Genomic DNA, 26,488 nt, shown 5'->3' on the forward strand with positions numbered 1-26,488 from the left:
GTTATTCAACAACATGGTTGTCTGTCCCTTCTATAAAAATAAAAAAGAACAAGATTTTCTCTTGTTCTTTTTAAGAAAGCCATTTCGGCGGTACATTCGTATTCCAATAAATATTTCCTAACTCATGATGTCCTGAGTATCCATCATCAAAACGATGATAATGGAAATTAAAATAATAACCATCTTGCGGTGGATGATCTCTTCTTACATGGAAACGCAATAAATCATTTCCTGATTTCGTATCGTAGACGTGAAAAATCTTTTCATTATTCCCACCAGCTGGTTTTTGAGAAATCGCTAATGATTGTAGTGAATCTTCTGGTACATCACTAGCAAGCTCAGCAATTGCCTCTTCAATCTTTGGTAATATTACATCTTTAAATTCATCTTCAATTACTGGACCAATTTTAGTACCAAACTTTTGCATCGACTGCTTCTCTGCTTCTTGCATCGCATAAGTAATAAAAGTATCGGTGGTTAACCTGTCATTCGTTTCTTCATATGTATAGGACGTACTCTCCAAACTTTGTTGCCCAGCTGTGCTCGTAGGCTTGTCCGCAGCTTTGGCATTATCAAGCAATATGGAAGGAGGCGTCACTAAACCAAATGTAAATACGGTAATTAATGCGACTAAGGTTTTTCTAAACCAATTTGGCATTTATGTTCCCTCCCCTTTCACTCATTATTTTTTATATAACGGTGGTTTCTTCTATTATACAAAATGATTGTAATTTTTGCACTTTACAATTTTGTTAACGTTCACATATTTTTCACTTGAATATGAAATTGTAAGATTTCATACAATATTAATACCACGATATTGAGGAGGCACTTGAATGACTTTAGACGTCATGTATTCCGCCGCAAGCATACTCGTTTTAGTATATTTTATTTATCAATGTGTTACAGACTAGAAAAAGAGCCGTCAATGGCTCTTTTTTAATGGTAGAAATACAATCCATACAATTAATAAAATAAAAACAATGCCACTGATCACAGCTGGCAATAAATAAAACTGTGAAAGTATAACTATTACAATCAAGGAAAAGAATAACATATAACTATCTATATATCATTATAAAATATTTATTTTCATAGCAGGAAAAAACATTTTTTAACAGAATATTAAATGTTTGATTACATTTTATTGGAGTTGATAATATGTCTTTTCAAATTCGTGAAGCAACGATAGATGATATAGACGCACTTTGTTCTTTAACGAAAGAATTAAAAGGTTCCTCTATTTCCTATGAAGATATGAACAACCGCCTACAATTCGTACAAATGAGTCCGTTTGATTTTTTATATGTTTACGAGGAAGAAGAAGCTATATTTGGATTACTTGGATTTCGTATACGTGAAAATTTAGAAGATGTAACACGTTATGGAGAGATTTCAATTATTAGCGTTGATTCTAACATACGACGGAAAGGCATTGGACAAGTTTTGATGGATTATGCCGAGCAATTAGCAAAGAAACATAATTGCATTGGCACATGGCTAGTTAGTGGAACAAAAAGAGTAGAAGCTCATCCTTTTTACAAAAAATTAGGTTATGAAGTAAATGGCTACCGATTTGTAAAATATTTTTAAACTACTTTATAAAGTGAAGGGACTATAACTATGACAAACATTAAAGCAATTTTCATTGATCGTGACGGTACAATTGGTGGTGACACTACAATACATTATCCAAGATCTTTTACATTATTTCCATTCACAAAAACATCCTTGCAAAAACTAAAAGCTAAAAATATAAAAATTTTCTCTTTCACAAATCAACCCGGTATCGCAGATGGAATAGCAACTGTAGCCGATTTTGTACAAGAATTAGAAGGCTTCGGTTTTGATGATATTTATGTATGTCCTCATAAACACGGTGATGGTTGTGAATGCCGTAAACCAAGTACAGGCATGCTGCTTAAAGCAGCAAAAAAACATGGACTTGATTTAACACAATGTGCTGTAGTTGGTGATCGTTGGACTGATATTGTTGCAGGAGCAAAAGTAAATGCGACTACGATTCTAGTCCGAACAGGCGCTGGGTATGATGCTTTGCATACGTACCGAGACAAATGGGCACATATTGAACCAAACTACATTGCAGATAACTTTGAAGATGCAACGAACTGGGTTTTAAATCAACTATAATACAAATGAAGATTTTGATTCACTCGAAATAATTTAAAACATAGTTTAAATAGCCTTTTTGGCAAATAATTGTCTTCCACAAAACGGATCACCTCAAAAGGTAGCAAGTTCCCTTTTGATACGCAAACATTGCAATTCAAATTATATTTTTTATTAGTAACAGCAATTAACGTAAAGAAGGAATAGCTTAGTGGCTATCCCTTCTTTATTGACTTCTATTATTTACATTTGTTATCTGTTTTTATTGAGTATTCTCATCGTTTTTATACTCCAAAACATCCCCTGGCTGACACTCCAAAGCTTTACATATCGCTTCTAATGTTGAAAAACGAACCGCTTTTGCTTTCCCATTTTTCAAAATAGAAAGATTCGCCATCGTAATTCCAACCTTCTCCGAAAGCTCCGTTACACTCATTTTTCGTTTTGCTAACATGACGTCAATATTAATAATGATTGTCATATCTGCCACCTCAGACCGTCAAATCATTTTCTGATTTTATGTGAATTGCCTCTTGTAGAAGTCGTTGGAGGATAACAGCAAAAACGGCGATAACGAGCGAAGCAAAAACGATAATGAGTCCCACTAACCCAATAGGAGGGTCCATTTTTTTCGCTATAAAATAAAAAAGTGGCAAACTTAATACATACAAACCACTGATTGTAATTGCACAGCGCTTTATATTCTTTAACGCCTTTACTGATAATTCCGAGAACGCTGTGTTCTCATCAATGTACTGTAAAAGATTGAAAGCCTGATAAAGAGCAACGTAAAAAGGCACAGCTGCTCCATACATCACAATGAAAACAAGATATTTCATCGGAGCAATATTAGGATACAAATTTGCTGCGAAATTCGCCATTTCCGGCACTAAAAATATGCATAAAGCAAGTACTGAAATTCCAGCAAGAAAAATAATTACTTTTAAGAACGTTGTTGAACTTCGTTTAAGATTCATTTACAATACCTCACTTATTTAATGGCAACATAATTTTATCACAATGTTTATCGTTTAACAATAAATAAATATCGTTTTTGTTAATGTATTTTTTAATTTAGACAAAAATAAAAAAGAATTTCTCATTACAAAGAAATTCTTTTTCTTGAAAATGCCTCTTTCAACTTAATTTTTTAAAACGTTAATTCGTAATGGAAATAACGATTATCTCTCAAATAGCCATTTTCAGCGTATAATCGTTGTGCTGATAAATTATCAATCTCTGTTTGCAATTTTACACCTTTTGCTCCATTTTCTAATGCGTATTCTTTAGCAGCTTCTAATAATTTTTTACCTGTTCCGGCTCCACGCTTCGCCGCTTGTACAAATAAATCATTTAAAATCCATAATTCTTTCATTGAAATGGAAGAAAATGATGGATATAGTTGTGTGAACCCAATATATTCGCCGTCTTCAACTGCTACGAAAATAACGGACTCTTTTCTCTCAATTCGATTTCGTAAAAATACTTTTGCCCCTTCTAAATCAGAATCTTGTCTATAAAACATACGATAGTTATTAAAAACTGATGCCAGTCCATCTAAATCTGCAATTGTTGCCTCATATATTCTCATTTTACTCCATTCCCCTTCCAATACTGTCTCATTATATCCGTTGCCCATTTAGGCTGGTGTATTTCTTCTGTCGGCATAAACTCTTTCATTATTGGTTTTATATCCAATATAGGAGTGCCATCAATAGCATCTAATCCCTCAACAATAATTGATTTGCCTTCTCTTTTGATCACCTTTACAATTGTTACACCTATGCGATTCGGACGATTTTTCCCGCGCTGTGCAAAAATACCTACTTCAGGATAATCTTTATTATTTCTAGGATGTCTAGCAAAATACTGAATTTGCTCGTCAGTTACTTTATGAAAATAAAAAACAACTTCAATATGAGAAAAATTTTCAATCCCTTGTATACTTTCTTCTGCATACATTTCAGTTAAAGTTATACGGGATCTTACTTCTCCCCACTCATCATCTTTTATTTCTTTTCTTTCATTATGTACAAATGCGATTGGTTGAACTGAAAACATACGCATTCCCCCTTAAATGTAACCACTTACATTATAAAATATTTTCTGAATGTTTTCCAGATATACGAATCGAGTTTACATAATATAATTATACTCTATTTAGAGCTACCTTGACCGCTTCAATTGCATGTATATGACCTGTATCAAATATCGGGACAGATACGTTTTCTTGCTTTATTAATAATCCTATTTCTGTACAACCTAATATGATTCCCTGTGCTCCTTTTTGCACTAACTCTTCGATGACTCTTTTATAATATTCTCTAGATTGAGATACTATTTTTCCTAAACATAATTCTGTATATATTACTTTATTTATTTCTTTTCTATTTTTTTCTGATGGTACTATTACTTTTATATTATTTTTTTCTATACGTGACTTATAGAAATCTTGCTCCATTGTATATTTAGTTCCAAGCAGACCAACCTTTTGAATGTCTTTTCTTTTAATTTCTTTTGCAGTTGCATCAGCAATATGTAAGACTGGAATATCAATTTTCTCCTTTATTTTTCCAACTACCTTATGCATTGTATTTGTACAAATGATTATAAAGTCTGCTCCCCCCTTTTGTAATGAATATGCCGTATTCCCTAGAATTTCTCCAGCACCATCCCAATCTCCGCTAGACTGACATCGTTCAATCTCTTCAAAATCCACACTATTAATCAAACATTTTGCTGAATGTAGCCCTCCTAATCTCTCTTTTATTTCTTCATTAATAATTCGATAATATTCAGAAGTTGATTCCCAACTCATGCCACCTATAAGACCTATCGTTTTCATATAAACACAAACACCTACCTAAACTATTTTTATAAAACTAATAACAACGTTTTATTGTGTATATTATACACAATAAAACAAGACTTTAAGTTTGGAATATAAAGTCTTGTTTTAACGGAATAATAAAGAATAATTCTACTTTCATTTCCAAGGAAATTTTTATAGAATATTCTGAAATTAACGATCTGATGTTTTTATAAATTCTTTATACTTATAATTAAAACACTCTCGATACAGCTCTTTGATTTCATCATATGATGGAACACGTGGGTTATTAGCTGGGCTACCACTTTCAATTGCATCTGATGCCATTTTAGAAATAGCATTTTCAAATTCAATTTCATCGATTCCGTATTCTTTTAAATTTGGAATACGAAGATCAAAGCAAAGTTTTTTTATTTCACCAAGTGTGTAATCTGCTACTTCCTCATCAGAATTCGAATACAAATCCTTATTTAAACTACGTCCAATTTTTGCTAACCTTTTCATTGCACTTGTTTTTGTAAACTCTAACACTGTAGGTAATAGTATGGCATTTGATATTCCATGTGGTACATGAAATAATGCTCCCACTGGTCTTGACATTCCATGAACTAATGTAACTGATGCATTAGAAAATGCAATTCCAGCTTGTAAGGAAGCAATCATCATCGCTTCTCTTGCCTCCATATTACGTCCATCTTCATATGCTATACGTAAATATTTCATAATACTCTCAATAGCTGAAAGAGCAAGTACATCTGTAAGTGGTTGTGAAACTTTAGAAATATACGCTTCAATTGCATGACATAACGCATCTATTCCTGTTGCTGCCGTAATTTGTGGTGGTAATGAACTTGTCAAAACTGGATCTATAATTGCTACTTTCGGTATAAAACTAGGATGCTTCATCATCATTTTTACATCTGTTTTTTTATTCGTAATTACTGCTACACTTGTAACTTCCGATCCAGTACCAGAAGTTGTTGGAATTGCAATAAGTGGTAGTGGATTGTTTTCTATTTCAATATCCTTTTGGACATAATCCTCAACTTCTCCACCATTTGTATATAAAACCGCTACTGCTTTCGCAGCATCAATACAACTTCCACCACCAATACCGATAATAAAATCACACTTTTCCTCTTTACAAAGAGATAACGCTTCTAACACGTGTATATTGGTAGGCTCAGCATCTACTTTATTATATGTACTAACAGTAATACTTTTCTTATTTAGTTGTTGTATACACTTTTCAACATATCCTAATTTCTCCATAATTGTATCAGTAACTATAAAAGCTCTTTTCCCTAACTTTTTTGATTGTTCCCCCAGTTTTTCAAGCGAATTCCTTCCATATAATACCGACTTTGGCATACGAAACTCAGAAACTTCTTGCAAGTACTCCACCCCTTCTTATCCTAATTAATATTTTATGATATAAATTATCGATTTGATGAATCTTTACGATTCGAATTTTTAATAGAGTCCTGTTAAAGTATAGAACGCGATAACTAAAAATACAGCAACCGTTTTCAAAATTGTAATAGCAAATATATCTTTATAGGACTGTTTATGTGTTAATCCTGTTACTGTAAGAATAGTAATAATAGCCCCGTTATGCGGTAGTGTATCCATTCCTCCTGATGCCATTGATACGATACGGTGCATAACTTCTAATGGAATATCAAATTGATTGGCCGCTGCAATAAATTTATCTCCCATTGCACTTAATACTATTCCCATTCCTCCTGATGCCGAGCCTGTAATTCCAGCTAAAATATTCGTCGTTACTGCACCATTCACTAACGGATTTGTGAAAGTAGCAGAGATGCCATCTCTCATAATTGAGAAACCTGGAAGTGCTGCAATGACACCACCGAATCCAAACTCAGCTCCTGTATTCATCGTTGCAAGTAGCGCTCCACCAATACTTGTATTCAATCCAGCTTGGAAACCTGTTACTACTCGCTTCCAATATAATAATAACGTTGTTAAGATCCCTATAATAAGTGCCAATTCTACAGACCAAATTCCTACTACTGCACTTAATTCTACTTTTCCAAATGCTTTCATACCAATTGCAGAAAAATCAAAACCGCTTGGATACCACTTCGGTATCATAATAGTAAACACTTTATTCATTACACCTACTAAAATAAGTGGTATAAATGCAATAAGTTGTTGTGCTCTTGTGATTTCAATGTTATTAATTAATGGCATATTTTTTTGTTCTACTTGCAAAGATGCTGCCATTTCAGTATTTCCATTATTAAAACCAAAGTATCCTTCACCTGCCGTTTTTGCCTTCTTACGTCTACTCTCTAAATATAGTAAACCTAATGTAAGAACAAAAATTGCTCCTACAATCCCAAGTATCGGTGCAGCATAAATATCCGTTTTAAAAAATGTTGTAGGTATTACATTTTGAATTTGTGGTGATCCAGGTAACGCATCCATTGTAAACGTTACTGCTCCAAGAACAATCGTTCCAGGGATTAAACGCTTTGGAATATTAGCTTGTCGAAACAACTTAGCTGCGAACGGATAAACAGCAAACACTACTACATACACACTAACACCACTATACGTTAAAATAGCCCCCATTAATACAATCGCTAATATAGTACGTTTTTCACCAACTAACTCAATAATCGTTTTTGCGATAGAATCTGCAATTCCTGACATTTCCACTACTTTCCCAAATATTGCTCCTAATAAAAACACAGGAAAATATAATTTTATAAATCCAACCATTTTCTCCATAAAGATATTAGAAAAGAAAGGTAATACATAACTAGGTTCTGTCAAAAATACTGCAAATAATGCAAATATCGGCGCGAATAAAATAACAGAAAAACCTCTGTATGCTACGAACATAAGTAAACTTAGTGCTAATAATATAATAACTAACTCCAATTTTACCCCTCCATTAAACGGAATATTCTAAATTTTATTGATAAATTTCTACTAACCTTTTAATTCTGACATCCCTCCTCTTATTCATACAAATTTTTATGCTAAAAATGTCTAATTATAATTATTCGATTACATATGAAAAATCCCTTTAAACAGAAACGAATTCATCGTCATACGTTATAAAGGGATTGCTAGAATCTATATTTACTGCTTTATTAAATTTTTCTCTACACAAAAATGATACAGTTCTTCAACATCTTTCACTATGTAGGTCGCACTAACTTCAGTCAGTTCTTTTTCACAGCCATAGCCATATAAAACACCAATTGAAGCAATTCCATTCTGATTTGCACCTATTATATCGTGCTTTCTATCACCAATCATTATCATTTCTTCTTTATTTAGTTCTTCATTTGTTTGTAAAATATGAGCAATTATTTCTTCTTTTTTTATTCTCGTACCATCTAAATTACTTCCAATGATGTCTTCGAAATAATTCGTTAATTGAAAATGCTCTATAACTTGTTTCGCAAATACAGTGGGCTTTGAAGTTGCTACGAATATGCGATTCCCTGAACTTTTTAATTGTTGCAAGAGCTTCAGGATCCCCTCGTATACATTATTTTCAAACAATCCACGCTGCTTTAAATACTCACGGAAGTAAAAAACAGCACGTTCAACCTCTCCTTCACTCATATTATATCTCTCTATGAATGATTGCTGAATAGGAGGACCTATAAATGAATCTAACTCACTTATATGTACTTCTTCAATTCCTACTTTTTTTAATGCATATAAAACCGAGTTTACAATCCCTTCTTTCGGATCCGTTAAAGTTCCATCTAAATCAAATAGAAATGTTTTATACATGCTTCATTCCTCCACTTAATTTGCTGTATAACTAAGTGCTAACATCTCTTCCACTTCTCCCTATTATACTATCATTATCTATTTTTTCGAAAAATCAATTTCCATATGTCACATACTTTCAGTTACAAAATACGATAGATATGATACAGTAAAAAAGTTACAATTATTTTAATAGAAACTGGTGAAACAAATGTCAATTACGTTAATTTTTATAATGGCTTTCACAATTGTGATCCACGCAGTTGAAACAAGCTCTTATAGTATTCGATTAGCTGGAGTACGTTTAAAGAAGATTGCGGTTGCCCTGTCTGTTGTAGGAATGGTGTTACTTATTTCAAGAACATCAAACTTACTACAAGCCTTTTTAATCGGTGGTATTGTCGATGAAGCAAAACTAGATTCTTCTATTAATTTAGAGCATATTATACGACTCGTACTATTATCGGCTTCTATCGGTACATTAATCGCGATCATTCTTTATCCAACTTTGACAAAATTATTTGGATATGTCATTCAAAACTTTGAAACAGACGGTTCTTTCATTCGAATGATGAAAACGAATAACATTCAAAAATTAAAGTACACAAAAAAATATGTCCGTTTTCCAAAGTTAGAAATGATTCATAGACTGCGTATCGGTGGTATTCCAAAGCGTATTATGCTTATTAACATGTTTGCTACTGCTATTTATACAGCAGGGGTACTTTCAGCCCTTTACGCTTCTTTTTTAAATCCAGATTATGCAACAAATGCAAGTACAGCTTCTGGCCTTGTAAATGGTTTCGCCACTATTTTATTAACTGTATTACTCGATCCACGCATTGCTCTTTTAACAGAACGTGCTCTACAATCAGAAAGCGGTGCTGAATCTATGAGTAAAATGTATGGTTGGCTAATGATTTCTAGACTTCTCGGCACATTATTAGCACAACTGCTATTTGTACCAGGTGCTTACTGGATTTTATGGATTATTGAACTGATGCATTAATTTACTAGAAAGGTGAATTTATCAATGAAGATCAAAACAGAGAAAGATATAATTCGCTTAATAGAAAACGACGAATGGATGATGAATGTATTACAAATGGCAAAATCACTAGAGCTACCTGATTGGTGGATTTGTGCCGGATTTGTTCGTTCTAAAATTTGGGATACTTTACATGACTATGAAGCGAAAACGGCTATGCCTGATGTTGATGTGATTTATTATGATAGTCTACATCAAGATGAGATATACGAACAATCATTAGAAACGAAATTAATGAATATTGATGCTACTATCCCTTGGTCTGTAAAAAATCAAGCTCGTATGCATGTAGTGAATAATATGCCACCATATTCTTCTTCTGTTAATGCTATTTCTAAATTCCCTGAAACAGCAACGGCTTTAGGAGTTACACTTGATGAACTAAACAACGTTATCTTAACAGCCCCATGTGGTATTGGAGATGTCCTTTCTTTACAAGTGAGACCAACAGCTCATTTTCTTGAATCAAAAGAACGATTACATATGTACAAAAACAGAGTTATAAAAAAGAATTGGCAAAGTAAGTGGCCTAACATCACAATCACATATCCAGAAATTTAGAAAGGGTGCCTCTCATTTATAGAAGCACCCTTTTCTTCATTTCAAAAAATGTATGACTGTTTCTGCAAATCTATCTGCTTCCTCATAATGAGGTGAATGACCGCTCTCTTCAAATACGATATACTTGCCGTTTCGGGCATCTTTATTAAATGTTTTAATTTGTTCTTCACACGTTACTACATCATGTTTTCCTACTATTAATAACATTAGATTTTGTACATCTTTTATTTTTGATAATAATGATGTATGACATGCTCCCTCTAATTTTAATCTATCAAAGTGAATTTTGGAGCGATTTGAAAATATTTCCCACTCTTCATCACTGTATAAACTCTCATCTGTCCTATCTTCCTTATTATTGTAAATCTCCATTCTTTTTTCTTCTAATTCAGCGCTTAATCTTATATAAGCTTCTAACAACTCTTCTGAACTAGCATCGCTAGATGAATAAGCAAAGCACTCTTTTGCTACTTCTTCTTTTCCATACTTTTTTAATAAATGCCCTGTCTTTTGCAACAAAGCTCTACTTGTTAATGCAAAATCAAAAGTTGGTCCTTCAAATATTATTTTCTCTATTGAACTTGGATATATCGACGCATAAAGCAATGCTACATATCCACCGAAAGAATGTCCAATTATAGACCACTTCTCAATTTGTAATACTTTTTTTAATTCCTCACAGTCTTCAATCAAATCATTTAATCCAAAAGCTTCGTCTTCAGTAATTTCTTCTGAGCGACAAACACCTCTTTGATCTATCATAATTACATATAGAGAACCTTTTAAACGTTCCGCTTGATGAAATGAAAAATCATAACAACTCTCTCCTGGTCCACCATGCAAGTATAAGACTGGCTTATTTTTAGGATTTCCATGTGTTTCAACGTATAGCTTTTTCCCTCTAATATTCATATACTCTCCTGTTTCTATCAAATTCGCCATAAACATCCCCATCTTCTTTTTTACTGAATATTATAACATTTAATATTAAATAATCCCTATTACATTTAAGAAGACGATAATTATTGCAAGTGGTGCTACAAATCGAAGTAAAAATGCCCAACAAGTAAATACTTTCTTTCCATAATTTCCACCTACAAAAAACTCCGCTTCTAGTACCTTCTTCTCCATTTTGAATGAAACGAAAATACTAATAAATAGTGCACCAAGCGGCATTAATATATTACTAGATAAAAAGTCTACTGCATCAAAAATATTCTTTCCGAAAATCGTAATATCACTCCATACTCCAAATGATAACGCTGATGGTATACCTACTAAGAAAATGCCGAAACCGATCAGCCATGATAATTTCGTTCTCTTTTCTTGTTCACCATTTGCTAATGCTGAAACAACAGTTTCTAGTAGAGAAAATGCTGATGTTAATGTCGCAAATGTAAATAGTGCAAGAAATACTGTTAAGAAAAACCCACCAAATGGAATTTGACTAAATACAGATGGTAATACGATAAATAGTAATCCAGGTCCTTCTGTTGGCTCCATTCCTAATGAAAATACGGCTGGAAAAATAGCAAGACCTGCAAATAATGAAACAAATAAATTTAATCCAACAATTGTTATTGCTGATTTTGGTAAACTTTCTTTTTTATTTAAATAGGAACTATACGTAACCATAATTGAAATCCCGATACTAATTGCAAAGAATGATTGCCCCATTGCGAACAAAATACTTTCCGAAGTAATCTTTGAGAAATCTGGTTGTAAGAAAAACTTCACACCTTTCATTGCATCATCAAGTGTTAACGAACGAATAATAAGAGCGACAAATAAAACGAACAATGCTGGCAACATATATTTACTTGCTTTTTCAATTCCGTTTTGTACACCCTTTGATACAACCCATATCGTAATGAACATAAAAGCGAAATGTCCCATAATAGCCCAAGCAGGATTCCCAATTGTTTCAGTAAATAATGTACCGTAATTTTGTCCTGGAGTAATCAGTTGTCCAGTTATTCCTCTGAATAAATAAATTAATACCCATCCACCTACAACACTATAAAACGAAAGTAGTATAAAACAAGTTCCAACACCAAGGCGTCCAATCCAATGCCATCCTGTATTTGGTGCGATGCTTTTAAATGCTCCAACTGCTTGTTTCTGCGTACTGCGTCCAATCATAAATTCAGCTATAAGTAGCGGTAGTCCAATTAAAACAGTAAATAATATAAATATTAAAAAGAACGCTCCTCCCCCACTCTTCCCAGCGATATAAGGGAACTTCCATATCGCACCAAGTCCAATTGCTGATCCGGCTGCCGCCATTATAAAACCTAATTTCGAAGTCCATTGCTCCGTCTGTTTCATCTCATTTTCCTCCTAATTAAATCTTTTTATACAAATAAATAAATTTTATAAACCTATTCAAATAAACCCTCCATTTCTTCTTCCATATAATAAAAAAATGGCCTAGCATCTCTATATAAAGAGACGCTAAGCCATTTACTTAACGCGGTACCACCCTTATTGATTCCATTATGAATCCACCTTAGTAGTAATCGTTTGATTACAAACCTAATATCGAAGGTTAACCGTTAAGATTTACTAAGAATGTAATTCCGTTCCACCTTACTGCTCCTAGGCGAGTTCAGGATGTCATTTGACTATGTCACACCAACCCATAGCTCTCTGTACAAATACATGACCTTACTACTCCTATTCAACACATTGTAATATTTAGAATATATTTTCTTTTGAAATTAATATGAAGTATATCTGTTATATTTGTAACTGTCAAGGGTATATTGATTTTTTTGTCGAAATGGTTCATATTTCAACTGACTTTTACTAAGCTTATTAGAAAAAGAAAGAGTCTATATTTTCACCTTTTTAAACGAACTATAAAAAAAGAATCTTCGCGATAATCGCGAAGATTCTTTTTACGGTATGAGACGAGTACAATCTCTCGGAAAAGCACTCGCCTCTCGTACATTTGTTAATTCTAAAAGTTTATATACAACCCTTTCTAACCCAATTCCGAAACCTCCATGTGGTGGACAACCATATCGAAATGTATTTAAATAAGATTGAAATTTATCCGGGTGTAATCCTTTTTCTTTAAACGAAGCGAGTAACATTTCATAATTATGAATTCGCTGTGCCCCTGACGTTATTTCTAACCCTTTATATAATAAGTCAAACGATTCAGTAATAGCTGGATTCTCTTTATTTTGCATCGTATACATCGGTCTCGCTTCTTTCGGATAATGTGTAATGAAAACAAATTCACTATTATATGTTTCCTTTACATATTTCCCTAGTAACTTTTCACCTTCTGTATCTAAATCCCCTACAGGAGATTCTTTACGATACTTACTTTTCAAAATTTCTTGTGCTTCTAACAATGTAATTTTAGGTATTTCAGTAATAATAGGTACTTCTATTTGTAATAGTTGTAGTTCTATTTCACATTTTTTCGCTACTTGTTGAAACATATATCGTAAAACATCCGTTTCTAGTTGCATCACTTCATAAAAATCATGAATAAAACCAAGCTCTACGTCTAACGATATATATTCATTCAAATGACGGGAAGAATTATGATGTTCCGCTCTATATACAGGTGCAATTTCAAAAACTCGTTCTAACCCACCTGCCACCATCATTTGCTTATAGAACTGTGGTGATTGTGCTAAATAAGCTTCTTTTTGGAAGTATGGAAGCTTAAAAACATTTGCTCCTCCTTCTGCCCCTTGCGAAACAATTTTCGGCGTAAATATTCGTGTGAAATCGTTCTCTATAAGAAATTCACTAAAGCTTTGAACGAGTGTAGATTTCACTTTAAAAATTGCTGCGGTTCGCTCATGCCTTAATGATATTACTCGCTCATTAAGTAGTTGATCTAAGCCAACTTGTAACTTCTTTTTATTTATTTCAAATGGAAGTGGCTCTGCACCGTTTATTACTTTCACTTCATGAGCAAGTACTTCAACACCCAATTCTGTTTTCGATGTCTCGACTATTTCACCAATTACGTGGACGACACTTTCTACATCAACTTTATATCCAGCCAATTCATTTTCTAATACACATTGAATTACTCCTGTTCTGTCCCGTAATAATAAAAAACTAACATTTCCAAGATGTCGAATCTTTTTTACCCATCCTTGAAGTAATACAACCTTTCCACTTTGCTTTGTACATTCTTTTGTGAGTGAACGCTTCATTATTGAATCCATTATTTTTCCCTCCAGTAATTTTATATTTATTTACGTTATTGTTGTCATCGTCATCATCCACGGTCACTCACCCCCTTTCAAAGAATACAAAAATCCGCCCCTATAAATAGGGACGGATTTTTTTCCGCGGTACCACCCAAATTGTCATACTGACCATCTTAGCCCTGATAACGGTAGGTACCGTTTGCTTTTACTAATAATCACGTTCAAAGCAACACTCACAGGTGTCTTTCCATCATGCGGTATCGCAACCTTCCCAGCAACCGGCTACTCTCTGTAGACCTTTGCACCATGTACTTTTCCTGATCATCACTTTTTTATATTTACAGAGTATTCTAACTCCTTATCTTACAAAACGCAAGCTTTTTTTGAAACATTCTGATTTTATAACTCCTAACTTCTTCTAAAGTGTGAAAAGTTAATTTTGTAATACATATTCTTATGTATTACATCCAAAATTACCCCTTTAATATTTTCCAATTTTTACATAAAAACTAATTCATTTACGCATATTAATAAAAATTTTAAAGCGAGGTGTGTATATGCAAAAAGCAATTAGTTTCTTTCTCCTTTTGTTTTGCTTAATTGTAGTAAACGAAACGTATGCCTATTCACCAAAATCTTTACCAATCTCTCAAAACTCTGATCAATGGCAAGTGAATATTGATAAGCCGAAAAAAACAAACAAGAATATGCTTCAAGCTAAAAAAAATGAATTTCAAACATATCATTTTTCAGTAAAGAATGTCGGGAATAGTGAAGTATATAATGTAAACGTCGAAGTATTCCGCAACGAGCCAAAAACAAAAACGAAATATGAACTCTTCTCCCTAAAGGAAAGTCGTTTGGCAAGTGGAAAAACTGGATTTGAACAGGCTAATTTACCTGTTGCTACAAAAGCAGATGAAGTTGATGTAATGATTACATGGCAAGAACACCCATTCCGATCGATGCGAAATGGTCAAAAAGTGGAGCCTAGAAAATTTAAAGAGCATTTTGTTTTTAAAGAAGCTAAAAAGTAAATGGAACACGGATATATTCACACTATCATTGATATAGCTTTATTTACTAGCACCAGTTCGTAAGCAAATTAAAAAGTCGTGGCTTATAAAATGCCACGACTTTTTATATTAATTCGTACTAATTCCTCTAGCTGCCCAAATACGATCAATTTCCGCAGCATGTTGTCCGCCATATAAAAGAGCATCCGCTTGTTTAATCGCTTTTGCTCCATCACTGAATTTAGAGTTTGGTGTTAATGACCAGTGCGATTGTAAAATAATTTTCGTTGCTACATCACGGCCAAAAGCTTGTGCCATTTCATATTGCCCTTGTGCCCAAATTTCCCCATCATCATGTACCTCATTTGTAATATCTTTCGGATACACTTTATTCGTATCTAATCGGCGTAAGCACGTCGGATCTGAACTAGAATAAGCTACCGCATCCCACTCTCCAACACATGCTTTTCCGTATCCTGTTGTCGATACAGCATCTTCATACGTAGCACCTAAGAAGTCACCAAATCCTTCTCCCATCGCTCCGCCTTCTGCTGAACTACCAAAGCCAGGAACTTGGTTATCTTGGATTGAATGTCCGTATTCATGTGCGATAATTCCAGCATCTTCTGCATCATCAACACCGCCAGTACCAAATGTTAAAGCTTTCGTTGTCGGTGAATAGAATGAGTTATCAGCTGTTGTTCCATTCACATTCACTTTAATCGAACGATTATTAATATTTTTAAATCCTAGACTTTGAATGTAACGTTGCAATGTATCAATATGATAATATGACATCACATCTTCAAAGCTATCATTTGCACGTGTATAGTTGAATTGTAAGTTTGTAGATTTTGTTCTCGCTTTTGAAGAAATCGTTACATACTCTCCAATTAAAAAACCTGTCCCATCTAAACCTTTTAACGTAACAGTTTTTAATTGGTTCGTTAGCGCTGTAGAATCTGCATCATTATTATCTTTTAATCCCACTAAACTTCCGCTTGATACGACAGGGTTAGGTAAAAATACTTTTCCTGTCCCTTCAGCTTTTCGGTTTATATCAACCTTTTTAATTAACTTTCCATTTTCTGCATCAATAAATGTTTCCCATGCACCAAATGGATTATTAGAATGGACTACAACTTTATATACTGGACGAGCAATTCCTTCTTCAACAATATATCCGAACTCTTTATCTGTAGGAGCCCATAAATTTTGCTCACTTGCTTCTCCAACATACGCCATTGATTTTTGTATTGCATCTTTTTCACTAATTTTTGTCGTTACTTCCTTCACACCTGTAACAGGCTGATAATCAGAAACAGCGAGTACTCCCTTTCCCTCTCCGTTAAGCGTAACTGTTATTTGTTTTGAAAATACAGGTGCACCATTAACAACTTGTTGGAACCTAACATATGAAGCTACTGACGTTTCTGTTGTAGAAATATATTGCAAGTCTGAAAGATCTGTTTTCAGTCCATACTGCGCAGCATTTTCTTTTAAATATTCAGTTGCTTTTTTCTGTGGTGAATAAGCTTCTAACTTTACTTGCTGTTGTTTTTCCAATGCCGAAACCGTAGAAATTGTCCCCATTACTAACGGCACAGTCATTGCCATTGCCACCATTTTTTTATTAAACATAGAACCACTCCCCCTAATAAAGTAGCTCAACCTTATCCCATTACCACTAGGCAATCATTCCCCGCAAAACGGATGGATAAAAATTGAATCTACGAGTAATTCTCTATGAGCACTTCTATTACCTTTCCATTTAGGGTAAGTGAAATTTTCTCAATATTTATGTATAAATTGAACACAATACTGTAGAAATATATTTCTACAGTATTGTGTTCGGCACGCTATGAAAAAAGACAATTGCTAGTGGTCCTATCGAATGTATAGTCAAATAAATTCTAATCATACAAAAAGGAAGCTGGAATCATTCCAACTTCCTTTTTTCTTTAATTAGCTGCACTTAATTTAATTCTAAGTTTTGTTTCACCTAAAGAAAGTTCATCGTCTTCGTTCATTAAGTGACCAAATGTAAATTGTTTAACGAGTAAGTTTTCTTCCAATAAATCTTTATGGTTCGTTAACGTTCGCTGTAGTTCTTCTTCTGTATCAAGAATAATATTGACTCGTAAATTAACTGGTAAATTCAACTGTTTACGATATTCTTGAACCGCACGAATGAATTCACGCGCTACTCCTTCTTGTAACAATTCTTCCGTTACATTCGTATCTAACATAACTGTATATTGTCCGTTAGTCGTATTAGAGAATCCTGATTTTGCAACTTTCTCAACTAACACATCTTCAGCAGTTACAACTACTTCTTCTCCTGGTGTTGCTTCGTAAACTGCTCTTCCTGTTGATACAAAGTTTTGTACTTCTTCTTGTGATAATTGTTTTAGCCAACCATTCACTGCATTCACATTTTTACCGAATTTCGGCCCCGCTGTTTTAAAATTAAGCTTCAATTGATATGATGTGTATTTTGTTTCATCGAGTTCAACATGGAATGCTTTTACATTTAACTCATCCATAACGATATCACGATAAGATTCCCAATCCATATCATTCTCGTTATGCTCAAGTAATACAAGTTCTGCTAGCGGCTGTTTTACTTTTAAAGAATGCTGATTACGGTTACTTCTTCCAAGTTCAACAACTTGTAAAACAGCATCCATTTCCGCTTCTAATTTCGGTTGAAGTAGTGATTCATTTACAACTGGATAATCAGCTAAATGAACGCTGCTTCCTTCTAAATTTAGATGAATGTCTTCCGCGACAAACGGTGTAAATGGTGCAATTAATTTACTAATTGTTACAAGCACTTCATGAAGTGTCTCATACGCAGCTGCTTTCTCAGCGTTCATACCAGATTCCCAGAAACGATTACGTGAGCGTCTTACATACCAGTTACTCACTTCATCTACAAGTGCTGCAATTTCACGAGCTGCATTCGTAAATTGATAATCATCAAGTGCAGTTCTTACTTTTTTCGTTGTACTATGCAATCTTGATAATACCCATTCGTCTAATTTTGTAAGCTTTACATCATACGTTTCTTTCGGATTATATTCATCTAAATTTGAATATAAAACGTAGAAGCTATACACATTGACTAATGTATCTACAAATTTAGATTTCGCTTCCAGTACTGTTCTTTCAGAAAAACGCTTCGCATTCCACGGGGCACTATCAACAAGTAAAGCCCATCTTAGCGCATCTGCACCAAATTTATCTACTAAATCAACTGGATCTAGTGCATTTCCTTTGCTTTTAGACATTTTCTGCCCTTCTTCATCTAAAACATGCCCTAGTGATAACACTCGTTTATACGGTACTTTTCCTGTATATAGTGCTGATACTGCTAATAAACTATAAAACCAGCCGCGTGTTTGATCAATTCCTTCTGCAATAACATCCGCTGGAAACTGCTCTTCAAATAACTCTTTATTTTCAAATGGGTAATGATATTGTGCAAATGGCATAGAACCACTATCAAACCAAACATCAATCACTTCTGGTGTACGATTCATTGTGCCTCCGCATTTCCCGCAGCAGACTTGCACTTCATCTACATACGGCTTATGCATTTCCAAATCTTCCGGTGTTTCTTTCGTACTATACTTTCTTAATTCGGCAATGCTCTTCGGTGCGAACTGATGATTGCAACTTTCACATTCCCACACGTTTAATGGTGTTCCCCAATATCTATTTCGGCTAATATTCCAGTCCACCATATTTTCTAAAAACTTACCAAAACGTCCATGTTTCATATGATCCGGATACCAAGTAACAGAATCATTATTTTGTAAAAATGTATCTTTAATTGCAGTTGTTCGGATTAACCAACTTTCTCCTGCATAATAAAGTAGTGGTGAATCACAACGCCAGCAATGCGGATAGCTATGTTCATATTTTTCTTTATGATACAGTAAACCTTCCTTCGCTAAATAACGAACGATATCCACGTCACAATCTTTTACAAATTTCCCTTTCAAAAATGGTACTGCCTCTGTATACTCACCTTTTTCATCTACAACGTGCAAGAATGACAATCCTTCACTTTGAACAACTCTATAATCGTCCTCTCCATATGCTGGAGCAATATGAACAAGTCCTGTACCACTATCTCCCGTTACAAAATCTGCTGCAATAACGCGGTAACCATTTGTAACTTCTTTCATCGGAAATGGTGCTGTATAAGATGTGTTTAATAATTCTTCGCCTTTATGAACAGATAATACTTCATAGTTCTCTTTTAATACTTCTTGTACACGTTCTTTCGCAACAATGTATACATGACTTTCTTGTTTTGCTTTAACGTATTCCATATTTGGATGGACAGCAAGCGCAACGTTTGCTGGAAGTGTCCAAGGTGTCGTTGTCCAACCTAAGAAATACTCATTTTCACTATCTTTCACTTTAAACTTCACAGTTGCACTTAAATCTTTTACTGTTTTATACCCTTGCGCAACCTCATGTGAGCTCAATGAGGTTTGGCAGCTTGGGCAGTATGGTGAAACTCTATGTCCTTTATATAACAATCCTTTTTCATGAATTGTCCCCAAAATATGCCATACACTTTCGATATATGGATTCTTTAAAGTTACATATGGATCATCCATATCTACCCAATAACCAATACTTTCAGTGAATTCGCGCCACTGCTTCTCATATGTGAAAACACTCTCTTTACACTTTTGAATAAATGGTTCAATGCCATATTCTTCGATCTCATGTTTACCAGAAATACCAAGTTGCTTCTCAACGCCTAATTCTACAGGTAAACCATGTGTATCCCATCCTGCTTTTCTTAACACTTTATAACCAGCCATCGTTTTATATCTTGCTACTAAGTCTTTAATTGTTCGTCCAAGTGCATGACCTACATGCGGTAGTCCGTTCGCCGTTGGTGGTCCTTCATAAAATACGAAAGACTGTGCGCCTTCTCGATTCTGAATTGATTGTTCGAAAATATTTTGTTCGTTCCACTGTTTGCGAATTCGCATTTCTCTTCCTACAGCTGATTCTTTTACATCTACTTTTTCCATATACAATCACTCCTTTGAATATTTTAAAGCACACAAAAAACCCGTCCCTATAAAGTAGGGACGGGTTTACCCGCGATACCACCCTAATTCTATTAGCTTTTTCACTAATAGCACTTAGCAACGTACTATCATACGTGTTCTTTGTAACGGTAGACATCCGTCCGGGCTTACTTACTTTCAGCCTCGGCTCCTCGGAGATGATTTTCAAATAATGTCTGCACACCGGCTTTCAGCAATATACCGGCTCTCTGGAGAACAGCTCACTATTTTACTCTTTCTCGTCTTCAGATTTGTATACTTTGTTAAAAGTTATTTTATGCCATTTAGCAACTAATTGTCAACTAATTCAAAATATATCCTTATTTTTTTTCCCTATTCTTATACAATTACTTTTCAAATTCTCGCAATGCTGCTAAATTTTCATCATCCTCAATAAGTTCAGTAAAGAATCCCGATTCATCCTCACGAAGGACAAATTCAAGCTCTTCCTTCGCCTCTTCATTTCTATTTAACTGCGCTAAATAACAAGCACGATCATATCTTGCTAACAAATCACTCGCGTCAATTATTAATACTTCATTTGTTATTTTTTCTGCCTTTATCGTTTGGCCGGCACCATGATATGAAGATGCTAAAGAAAGAAGAATTGCTGTTTCATTTGGATGATGTATAGAAGCATTTTCTAATACATGAATTGCCTCTTCAAACCTTTCTTGACTTTGATATATTTCTCCTAAAGCAAGAAATGCTCTACTTACAAACGGTGTTTGCTCTGTTAATTGTAAGATAATCTTTTCTGCTTTTCTTTCTTCCCCTGCTTTAAAGAATACTTGTGCTTGCAGAAGAAGAGTATCATAATCATCTGGTAGTTCTCGAACCATTTGTTTCGTTAATTCCAAAGCATCTCTTAACATATCTTCTTCCTCGCACTCAACGAAAAGATTTACAAGTTGCTTCGCTACGTCATAATCCCATTTATTTTCTAGTGACGTGTGCAGAATCTCTATTGCTTCTTTATTCATCTCTACATTCTCATAAAATAGCGCAAATCGCTGTGCTGCCATACTATTTTTCGGATTTAACTTTAAAGAGATTTCATATAAATCAATTATCATAGTAACCATTGAAATTTCTTTCGCACGATTTTTCATACGATAAAAAGCTCTCGTAATGATAGATCGTTTCGGCTGTTCATGCAGCTGGCGTTCAATCCATATTTCCGTAACCGCAGCTGCAGCATACATGAATGCTGTACTTCTTTCTGCTTTTTTGACCTTTAACGTATGAAGAAAATCTCGTATGTTAGACAATTTTTTATGTTGCTCTACTGCTTTTACATAAACATCAAATATACGTTCATTATCAAAATCTTTTTGTATTACTTTCATTGCAACTTCAATTGCTTTTACATTTCTTTTTTTCACTAAGACTTTTGCATAATGATATAGAACTTCTATATGCTCACCATCTAATTGTAGTGCGTATTCAACCTGTGCTTGTTCTTTATCTATTTCATTCATCGCTCCGTACACATATGCAATCGCATCTAAACGCCATATTTCAGGTACTTCGTCCGCTAATTGTTCTAGTTCAGTCAGCAATTCTTCCTGAAGATTCATATCTACTGAAAGCTGTGCTAAATATTCCATATTAATATGCAACGGCTCTTCTTTCATCGCCTGAACCATATGACTTTGTTCTTTAGAACGGTTTTCTTCTTTTTCGTATATTTCCGCAAGCTGTAAATGTACACCTACGAAATTCCCATCAAGCTCTAAACATGTTTCATACGCTTGTTTTGCTTCCGTCAATTGCCCTAATGCCATAAGTGTTTCACCAATTCGGTAATACGGTAATGCCGTTTCCATTTGTTCTATCGCCTTATTATATCTTTTCATCGCTTGGCCGTACTGTCCAATAGATTCATATAAAATACCTGCATAACAACCGTACTCACTTACTTCATTTCTTTCTTTGTGTAACGTTCTTAAAAATGCTATACCTCGTTGTACAAATTCCGTTCCTTTAATTCGATTCACATATTCATCTAACGCACTTACTACATTATAATCACTTTTCTTTATACCATTTTCTAACTTAGATAGTGCTACTTTAAACCCTTCTTCATTTCCACCAAGTTCAATTTCAGCATCCCATAAAACCATTCCTGCATTCATGAGGAAATCTTGGCTCTTTTCAATTTGCTTCTCAAGACCAAGTATATATTCTTTTGCTTCCTTATATTGTTCTCTTGCCATATAAACTTGTGTAAGTCCGAAGTGAGAATAAACATCCTCATCATTTTCTTCTAAAGCACGCTTATACAATACTTCTGCTTCTTCCAAGCTATCATTTTGAAAATGATAATCACCTAATTTTACGTAAAGAGGTGCTTTATCATCACAATTCTCAATACCGTTTAATAAAATTTCTTTCGCACTTTCCTCATCCTTCAAATCAGATTCGTATATTTCCGAAAGTTTCGTATAAATGTAAGGTGCATTACTATCCAAATGAATCGCTACTTTAAGCCCTTTTATTGCTAAATATAATTTCCCTAGTTGATGTGCACATCTCGCTCGTTCATACCATACATGCGCTTCATATTTATACTCTTTTAACAAGTCATTAAAGATTTCATATGCTTCTTCATATCTTTCTAAATCTATTAATATTAAACCGTGATTTGTTAAAGTGAACCTTTCAGGACTACGCTCTAATGCAACTTGAGAGTATTGCAATGCTTTTTCAGATTGATCAATATACATATAGGATAAAGCGAGAAAACTCCAAGCAATAGGCTGATCTGCGTCTAATTGTAACGATAAACGAAAGCTTGAAATCGCTTCTAGATAACTTTCCTGTTCAAACGCATATCTTCCGTTTATTAAATGATATAAAGCACGATTATTTTTCTTCTCAACGCTTGTCAGCATTTGCTCCGCTTTCTCTACTTCTTGAAGACGAATAAAACATTGTGCACCATGCAATTTAACAAAGTCCGAGTTCGGAAACTTTTCCATTAACTTATCGATACAATATAAAATAAATTTTTTATCTACTTCAACATCTAAGTGCTTTATCGTATATAACCACGTATTTGGATTATCACTCGTTTCTTTTAAAAATTGTACTAAGTTACTAATTCCCTCTTTGTCATGTTCATCTAAATGATCCGTAAGAGAAAAAATAGATTTAAAGTAACGATTTTCTTCCTCACTTAGAAACGCTAGTTGCTCCTTCTTTTCTTTCGGAACAAACGTGATTGCTAAACAGCCTGTATAACGATATTTTTCTTGTAATTTACTATATTCCACAAGAACTGGTTCTATAAAGTTTGGATCTTGAACATAGAAAGCTTGCAATGTATCATCATATCCAGATAGAACTTGTACGTGTGAAGCATGCTCAATATCTATACTTAATAAAACAGGAATTCCTTCGTCAATCAGTCTCTTATAATTCTCTTCGTTCCCTTTAAAATAACGATATTCATAACCTAATTCTTCTAAATAAGAAACAGTATCTGAAAACTTCGATCCTGTCATATCAAAAATAAACTCTGCTATTTCATCTTGTGTACGTTTCTCTCCCCATATACGCAACATCATCTCTAAACTTGTCGGAACACAATAATTATCCTTTTGTACAATTGGAACTATCGGCAAGTGAACCTTTTTTCCATCCGGATTTTTTTCTAAATTATGATATAAAGATTCTTTTAAACTCTTTTCTTCTTTTAATAGTTTTTGTAAATCTGCAAATTTATTCATTTTGTACAGTGCTTCTGCACGTAAATGTACAAAGTAAGTATTATAGGCATGATATGGCAGCTGAGTATTTATGTTATCTATTACCGCTAACATCTCTTCATATTGCTCTAAATCTAATAAATACTTTATCTTCTCAAAATGAAAATATGGTACTTGTGGGAATTTTACAATCGCATCATCGATTAACTGTATCGCGCGTTTTTGTTCTCCTTTATTCGCATACAATTGTGATAATAAATAGGTAGATAACTCTTCACAATCTTCATGCTGCATGCCAGCAATAAATTGTTCTTCCGCTTTCTCCCATTCACCTGTATGCATATAAACGTAGCCCCATTTATCAAACACTGCGCGCGCACTGTACTCCTCTGCTTTTTGCATATACATTAACGCTTCTTCGTTTCGTTTCATTTCTAAAAGACATCGTACTAACGTAAAATATGTTTTCGCTAAAAAATCTGCATCTATTTCTTCTTTACTTAACTCTTCTAAAGAAGATTTTAACAACTGCTCTGCTTCAAGAATTTTCCGCTCATCAATTAACTCATCACAATATAAAGAGAGCGTTCTCATATTTGGGAATTTTTTATAAGCGTAACGAATGAGGAATGAACTGTATTGGTGCATAAGCCCTTCATCAGTAAGGCGAATTAATATATCGAACTCCTTATGCGAAGGAATATTGGCAAGCCAATTCTTCACATAGGATAAAGTATTCGTTTCTTTTATATATGCAATTTCATTATTTATTTCCTGTAATCCATCTACAAATCTCTTGTCTTTTAAACAAGTTTCTAATTGCTTAAAATCTAGCATGCATTCACCTCGAATTTATATTTAAACTGCTACTTGCTTAGATTTTACACACCATATAGTATGTATTCAACTAAAATCTCTTAAAATGGATGGTATTAATTAATATTATTCAAATTTATAACAAAATATAGTAAAAACAATTGTTTTTCTCCGTATTTTGTTTAATTATATGGAATAACGTAACATGCGGTTTTTATCTTGTAGAAGCTGAAATTAGTACATAAAATTATATCGGCGATAATTCAAATATATCAGCGATTCTTTCATTTTATCGGCGATTTTCAAATTATATCGACCGATTCTTAACATTTATCAGCGATTATATGTCGAATATCGATTTATCGACATTAAACGACAATCCTTATACATCATACCTTTTAACAAACTATGTCACCAAATGTAATTTTCATATTGGGAGCGTATACAAAAGAAGAATACACATGAAATATGTTAAAAAATCGTAGTTCAGCTTCATATTGAGCTAGCGCATTATCATATGTTAATCCTCTGGCTATTAAACGTTCTACAAATTGTTGCTTATCACCCGGATCACCTGCAATCCCCTCTTCTTTTAATGATTGATACAAATCGTTTTTATCATTGTGATGCATATTTGAATCTAAAAAGTTCACTTTATCGCTTACTCTACATTCAATATTTTTCACACCTAATTCACTTAAATATATCGGTATTTTCATGCCTATATTGCCATCTTTACCATTTCTTTGCGTATCACTTTCAAATAATTTCTGCAAAACACCTAGCTGAATAAATTCCGATTGTTTCTCCCCATCTAGTAAATAAGAAGCCATATTAGAAATCCAATGTGGTTCAAAACAGATTATTTTCCCACCCTTTTTAACTGAATGTATCATTTTTTCTAGCATTGTTTCTGGAGTAGTCATATGTAATAAGAAAGCATGACAGATTGCTATATCGTATTTATCGTTCAGTTCAATTTCTGTAGCATCTCCTTCAAGAAATTCTGAATCATACGGAAGTAAACGAAACAACTCTCTGGCTTCAGCTAATAATGTTTCTCCACTATCAATACCTGTATACTTTGAACCTTCTGGGAGTAATGGCATTAATACTAATCCTAAATAACCATATCCACAACCGTAATCAACGATATGTACAGGCTTAGTAATCTTCCAAACTGTATTTACTAAAAAGCTTACATAATCGTCGTTGTAATATAAATCTCTCGTGTTTTTTAAATATGTTAGTTTATTGTTCCAATCATACGTTTCCAACATCTAACGCCTCCTATTATATACAAAACTAAAGTTCTCTATATAATAG

General features: G+C 33.9%; 21 protein-coding genes, 1 pseudogene and 3 other annotated features. Of the genes and pseudogenes, 5 read left to right on the forward strand and 17 right to left on the reverse strand.

All coding sequences use genetic code 11. The annotated features are described in order from the left end of the window. Positions 1-70: 70 nt before the first annotated feature. Both MKY38_RS11300 and MKY38_RS11305 read right to left on the reverse strand, forming a co-directional pair. Positions 71-658 (reverse strand): YpjP family protein, encoded by a 588-nt coding sequence (locus MKY38_RS11300; protein WP_001134421.1) that lies wholly within the window; start codon positions 656-658, stop codon positions 71-73. 267 nt (positions 659-925) lie between these two features. Further along, positions 926-1,036, reverse strand: a pseudogene (locus MKY38_RS11305) (ABC transporter permease); the annotation flags it as partial. Positions 1,037-1,161: 125 nt separating this feature from the next. Between MKY38_RS11305 and MKY38_RS11310 the strand changes: the two are divergent. After that, positions 1,162-1,593, forward strand: a complete 432-nt coding sequence (locus MKY38_RS11310) for a GNAT family N-acetyltransferase (protein ID WP_000009777.1) — start codon at positions 1,162-1,164, stop codon at positions 1,591-1,593. Between the two features lie 30 nt (positions 1,594-1,623). After that, the gene (locus MKY38_RS11315) at positions 1,624-2,151 is read left to right on the forward strand and encodes an HAD-IIIA family hydrolase (protein ID WP_070180094.1); all 528 of its coding nucleotides are present in this window, start codon (positions 1,624-1,626) and stop codon (positions 2,149-2,151) included. A 241-nt stretch (positions 2,152-2,392) separates the two neighbouring features. On the opposite strand, the gene MKY38_RS11320 is transcribed toward MKY38_RS11315, so the two are convergent. From MKY38_RS11320 to MKY38_RS11355, 8 genes are all read right to left on the reverse strand, one after another. Beyond that, positions 2,393-2,611 carry a helix-turn-helix domain-containing protein gene (locus tag MKY38_RS11320; RefSeq protein ID WP_000152535.1) on the reverse strand — a complete coding sequence of 73 codons (219 nt, stop codon included), beginning with the start codon at positions 2,609-2,611 and terminating at the stop codon, positions 2,393-2,395. 10 nt (positions 2,612-2,621) lie between these two features. Further along, positions 2,622-3,107 carry a DUF2975 domain-containing protein gene (locus MKY38_RS11325; protein ID WP_065223615.1) on the reverse strand — a complete coding sequence of 162 codons (486 nt, stop codon included), beginning with the start codon at positions 3,105-3,107 and terminating at the stop codon, positions 2,622-2,624. Positions 3,108-3,280: 173 nt separating this feature from the next. Beyond that, positions 3,281-3,721, reverse strand: coding sequence for a GNAT family N-acetyltransferase (locus MKY38_RS11330; protein ID WP_023521824.1), 441 nt, complete (start codon positions 3,719-3,721; stop codon positions 3,281-3,283). Further along, positions 3,718-4,191 (reverse strand): tRNA (N6-threonylcarbamoyladenosine(37)-N6)-methyltransferase TrmO, encoded by a 474-nt coding sequence (gene tsaA, locus MKY38_RS11335; protein ID WP_065223614.1) that lies wholly within the window; start codon positions 4,189-4,191, stop codon positions 3,718-3,720. The genes MKY38_RS11330 and tsaA overlap by 4 nt, the downstream gene beginning before the upstream one ends. Before the next feature lie 88 nt (positions 4,192-4,279). Then, on the reverse strand, positions 4,280-4,975 hold the full coding sequence (locus MKY38_RS11340) for an aspartate/glutamate racemase family protein (protein WP_070180093.1): 696 nt from the start codon (positions 4,973-4,975) through the stop codon (positions 4,280-4,282). A gap of 177 nt (positions 4,976-5,152) precedes the next feature. Then, positions 5,153-6,355 carry an iron-containing alcohol dehydrogenase gene (locus tag MKY38_RS11345; protein ID WP_070180092.1) on the reverse strand — a complete coding sequence of 401 codons (1,203 nt, stop codon included), beginning with the start codon at positions 6,353-6,355 and terminating at the stop codon, positions 5,153-5,155. Between the two features lie 78 nt (positions 6,356-6,433). Beyond that, positions 6,434-7,873, reverse strand: coding sequence for a GntP family permease (locus MKY38_RS11350; RefSeq protein ID WP_065223611.1), 1,440 nt, complete (start codon positions 7,871-7,873; stop codon positions 6,434-6,436). A 204-nt stretch (positions 7,874-8,077) separates the two neighbouring features. Further along, positions 8,078-8,743, reverse strand: a complete 666-nt coding sequence (locus MKY38_RS11355; RefSeq protein ID WP_000278481.1) for an HAD family hydrolase — start codon at positions 8,741-8,743, stop codon at positions 8,078-8,080. 190 nt (positions 8,744-8,933) lie between these two features. Here MKY38_RS11355 and MKY38_RS11360 point away from each other — a divergent pair, with 190 nt between their 5' ends. Both MKY38_RS11360 and MKY38_RS11365 read left to right on the forward strand, forming a co-directional pair. Next, complete coding sequence (locus tag MKY38_RS11360) at positions 8,934-9,731, forward strand: lipid II flippase Amj family protein (RefSeq protein WP_000028915.1); 798 nt, start codon at positions 8,934-8,936, stop codon at positions 9,729-9,731. Between the two features lie 24 nt (positions 9,732-9,755). After that, entirely contained in the window at positions 9,756-10,331 is a 576-nt protein-coding gene (locus MKY38_RS11365; protein WP_000695358.1) for a nucleotidyltransferase family protein, read from the forward strand. 36 nt (positions 10,332-10,367) lie between these two features. Here MKY38_RS11365 and MKY38_RS11370 read toward each other — a convergent pair whose 3' ends face one another. The 3 genes from MKY38_RS11370 to aspS form a co-directional block, all read right to left on the reverse strand. Next, complete coding sequence (locus tag MKY38_RS11370; protein WP_001284946.1) at positions 10,368-11,273, reverse strand: alpha/beta fold hydrolase; 906 nt, start codon at positions 11,271-11,273, stop codon at positions 10,368-10,370. Positions 11,274-11,318: 45 nt separating this feature from the next. Then, positions 11,319-12,659: a sodium-dependent transporter gene (locus tag MKY38_RS11375; RefSeq protein ID WP_000814537.1), complete on the reverse strand. Its 1,341-nt coding sequence runs from the start codon at positions 12,657-12,659 to the stop codon at positions 11,319-11,321. Positions 12,660-12,775: 116 nt separating this feature from the next. Next, positions 12,776-13,024, reverse strand: a binding site (T-box leader). A gap of 207 nt (positions 13,025-13,231) precedes the next feature. Beyond that, positions 13,232-14,530, reverse strand: coding sequence for an aspartate--tRNA(Asn) ligase (gene aspS, locus MKY38_RS11380; RefSeq protein WP_065223610.1), 1,299 nt, complete (start codon positions 14,528-14,530; stop codon positions 13,232-13,234). A 105-nt stretch (positions 14,531-14,635) separates the two neighbouring features. Beyond that, positions 14,636-14,849 (reverse strand) — a binding site (T-box leader). A 223-nt stretch (positions 14,850-15,072) separates the two neighbouring features. On the opposite strand from aspS, the gene MKY38_RS11385 reads away from it, so the two are divergent. Next, positions 15,073-15,552, forward strand: coding sequence for a hypothetical protein (locus MKY38_RS11385; RefSeq protein ID WP_137072147.1), 480 nt, complete (start codon positions 15,073-15,075; stop codon positions 15,550-15,552). 108 nt (positions 15,553-15,660) lie between these two features. Here the strand turns inward: MKY38_RS11385 and MKY38_RS11390 are convergent, their stop codons facing one another. From MKY38_RS11390 to MKY38_RS11405, 4 genes are all read right to left on the reverse strand, one after another. Next, positions 15,661-17,172 (reverse strand): M36 family metallopeptidase, encoded by a 1,512-nt coding sequence (locus MKY38_RS11390; protein WP_065223609.1) that lies wholly within the window; start codon positions 17,170-17,172, stop codon positions 15,661-15,663. Positions 17,173-17,492: 320 nt separating this feature from the next. Beyond that, a complete protein-coding gene (gene ileS, locus MKY38_RS11395) occupies positions 17,493-20,594 on the reverse strand; it encodes an isoleucine--tRNA ligase (protein ID WP_341049026.1) in 3,102 nt (1,033 codons plus the stop codon). Positions 20,595-20,647: 53 nt separating this feature from the next. After that, positions 20,648-20,888: a binding site (T-box leader), on the reverse strand. A gap of 92 nt (positions 20,889-20,980) precedes the next feature. Next, positions 20,981-25,183: a tetratricopeptide repeat protein gene (locus MKY38_RS11400; protein WP_341049030.1), complete on the reverse strand. Its 4,203-nt coding sequence runs from the start codon at positions 25,181-25,183 to the stop codon at positions 20,981-20,983. Positions 25,184-25,560: 377 nt separating this feature from the next. Then, complete coding sequence (locus MKY38_RS11405; RefSeq protein WP_025709739.1) at positions 25,561-26,439, reverse strand: class I SAM-dependent methyltransferase; 879 nt, start codon at positions 26,437-26,439, stop codon at positions 25,561-25,563. Positions 26,440-26,488 lie beyond the last annotated feature (49 nt).

The organism is Bacillus sp. FSL R5-0585 (assembly GCF_038004545.1).
Lineage (GTDB): Bacteria > Bacillota > Bacilli > Bacillales > Bacillaceae_G > Bacillus_A > Bacillus_A cereus.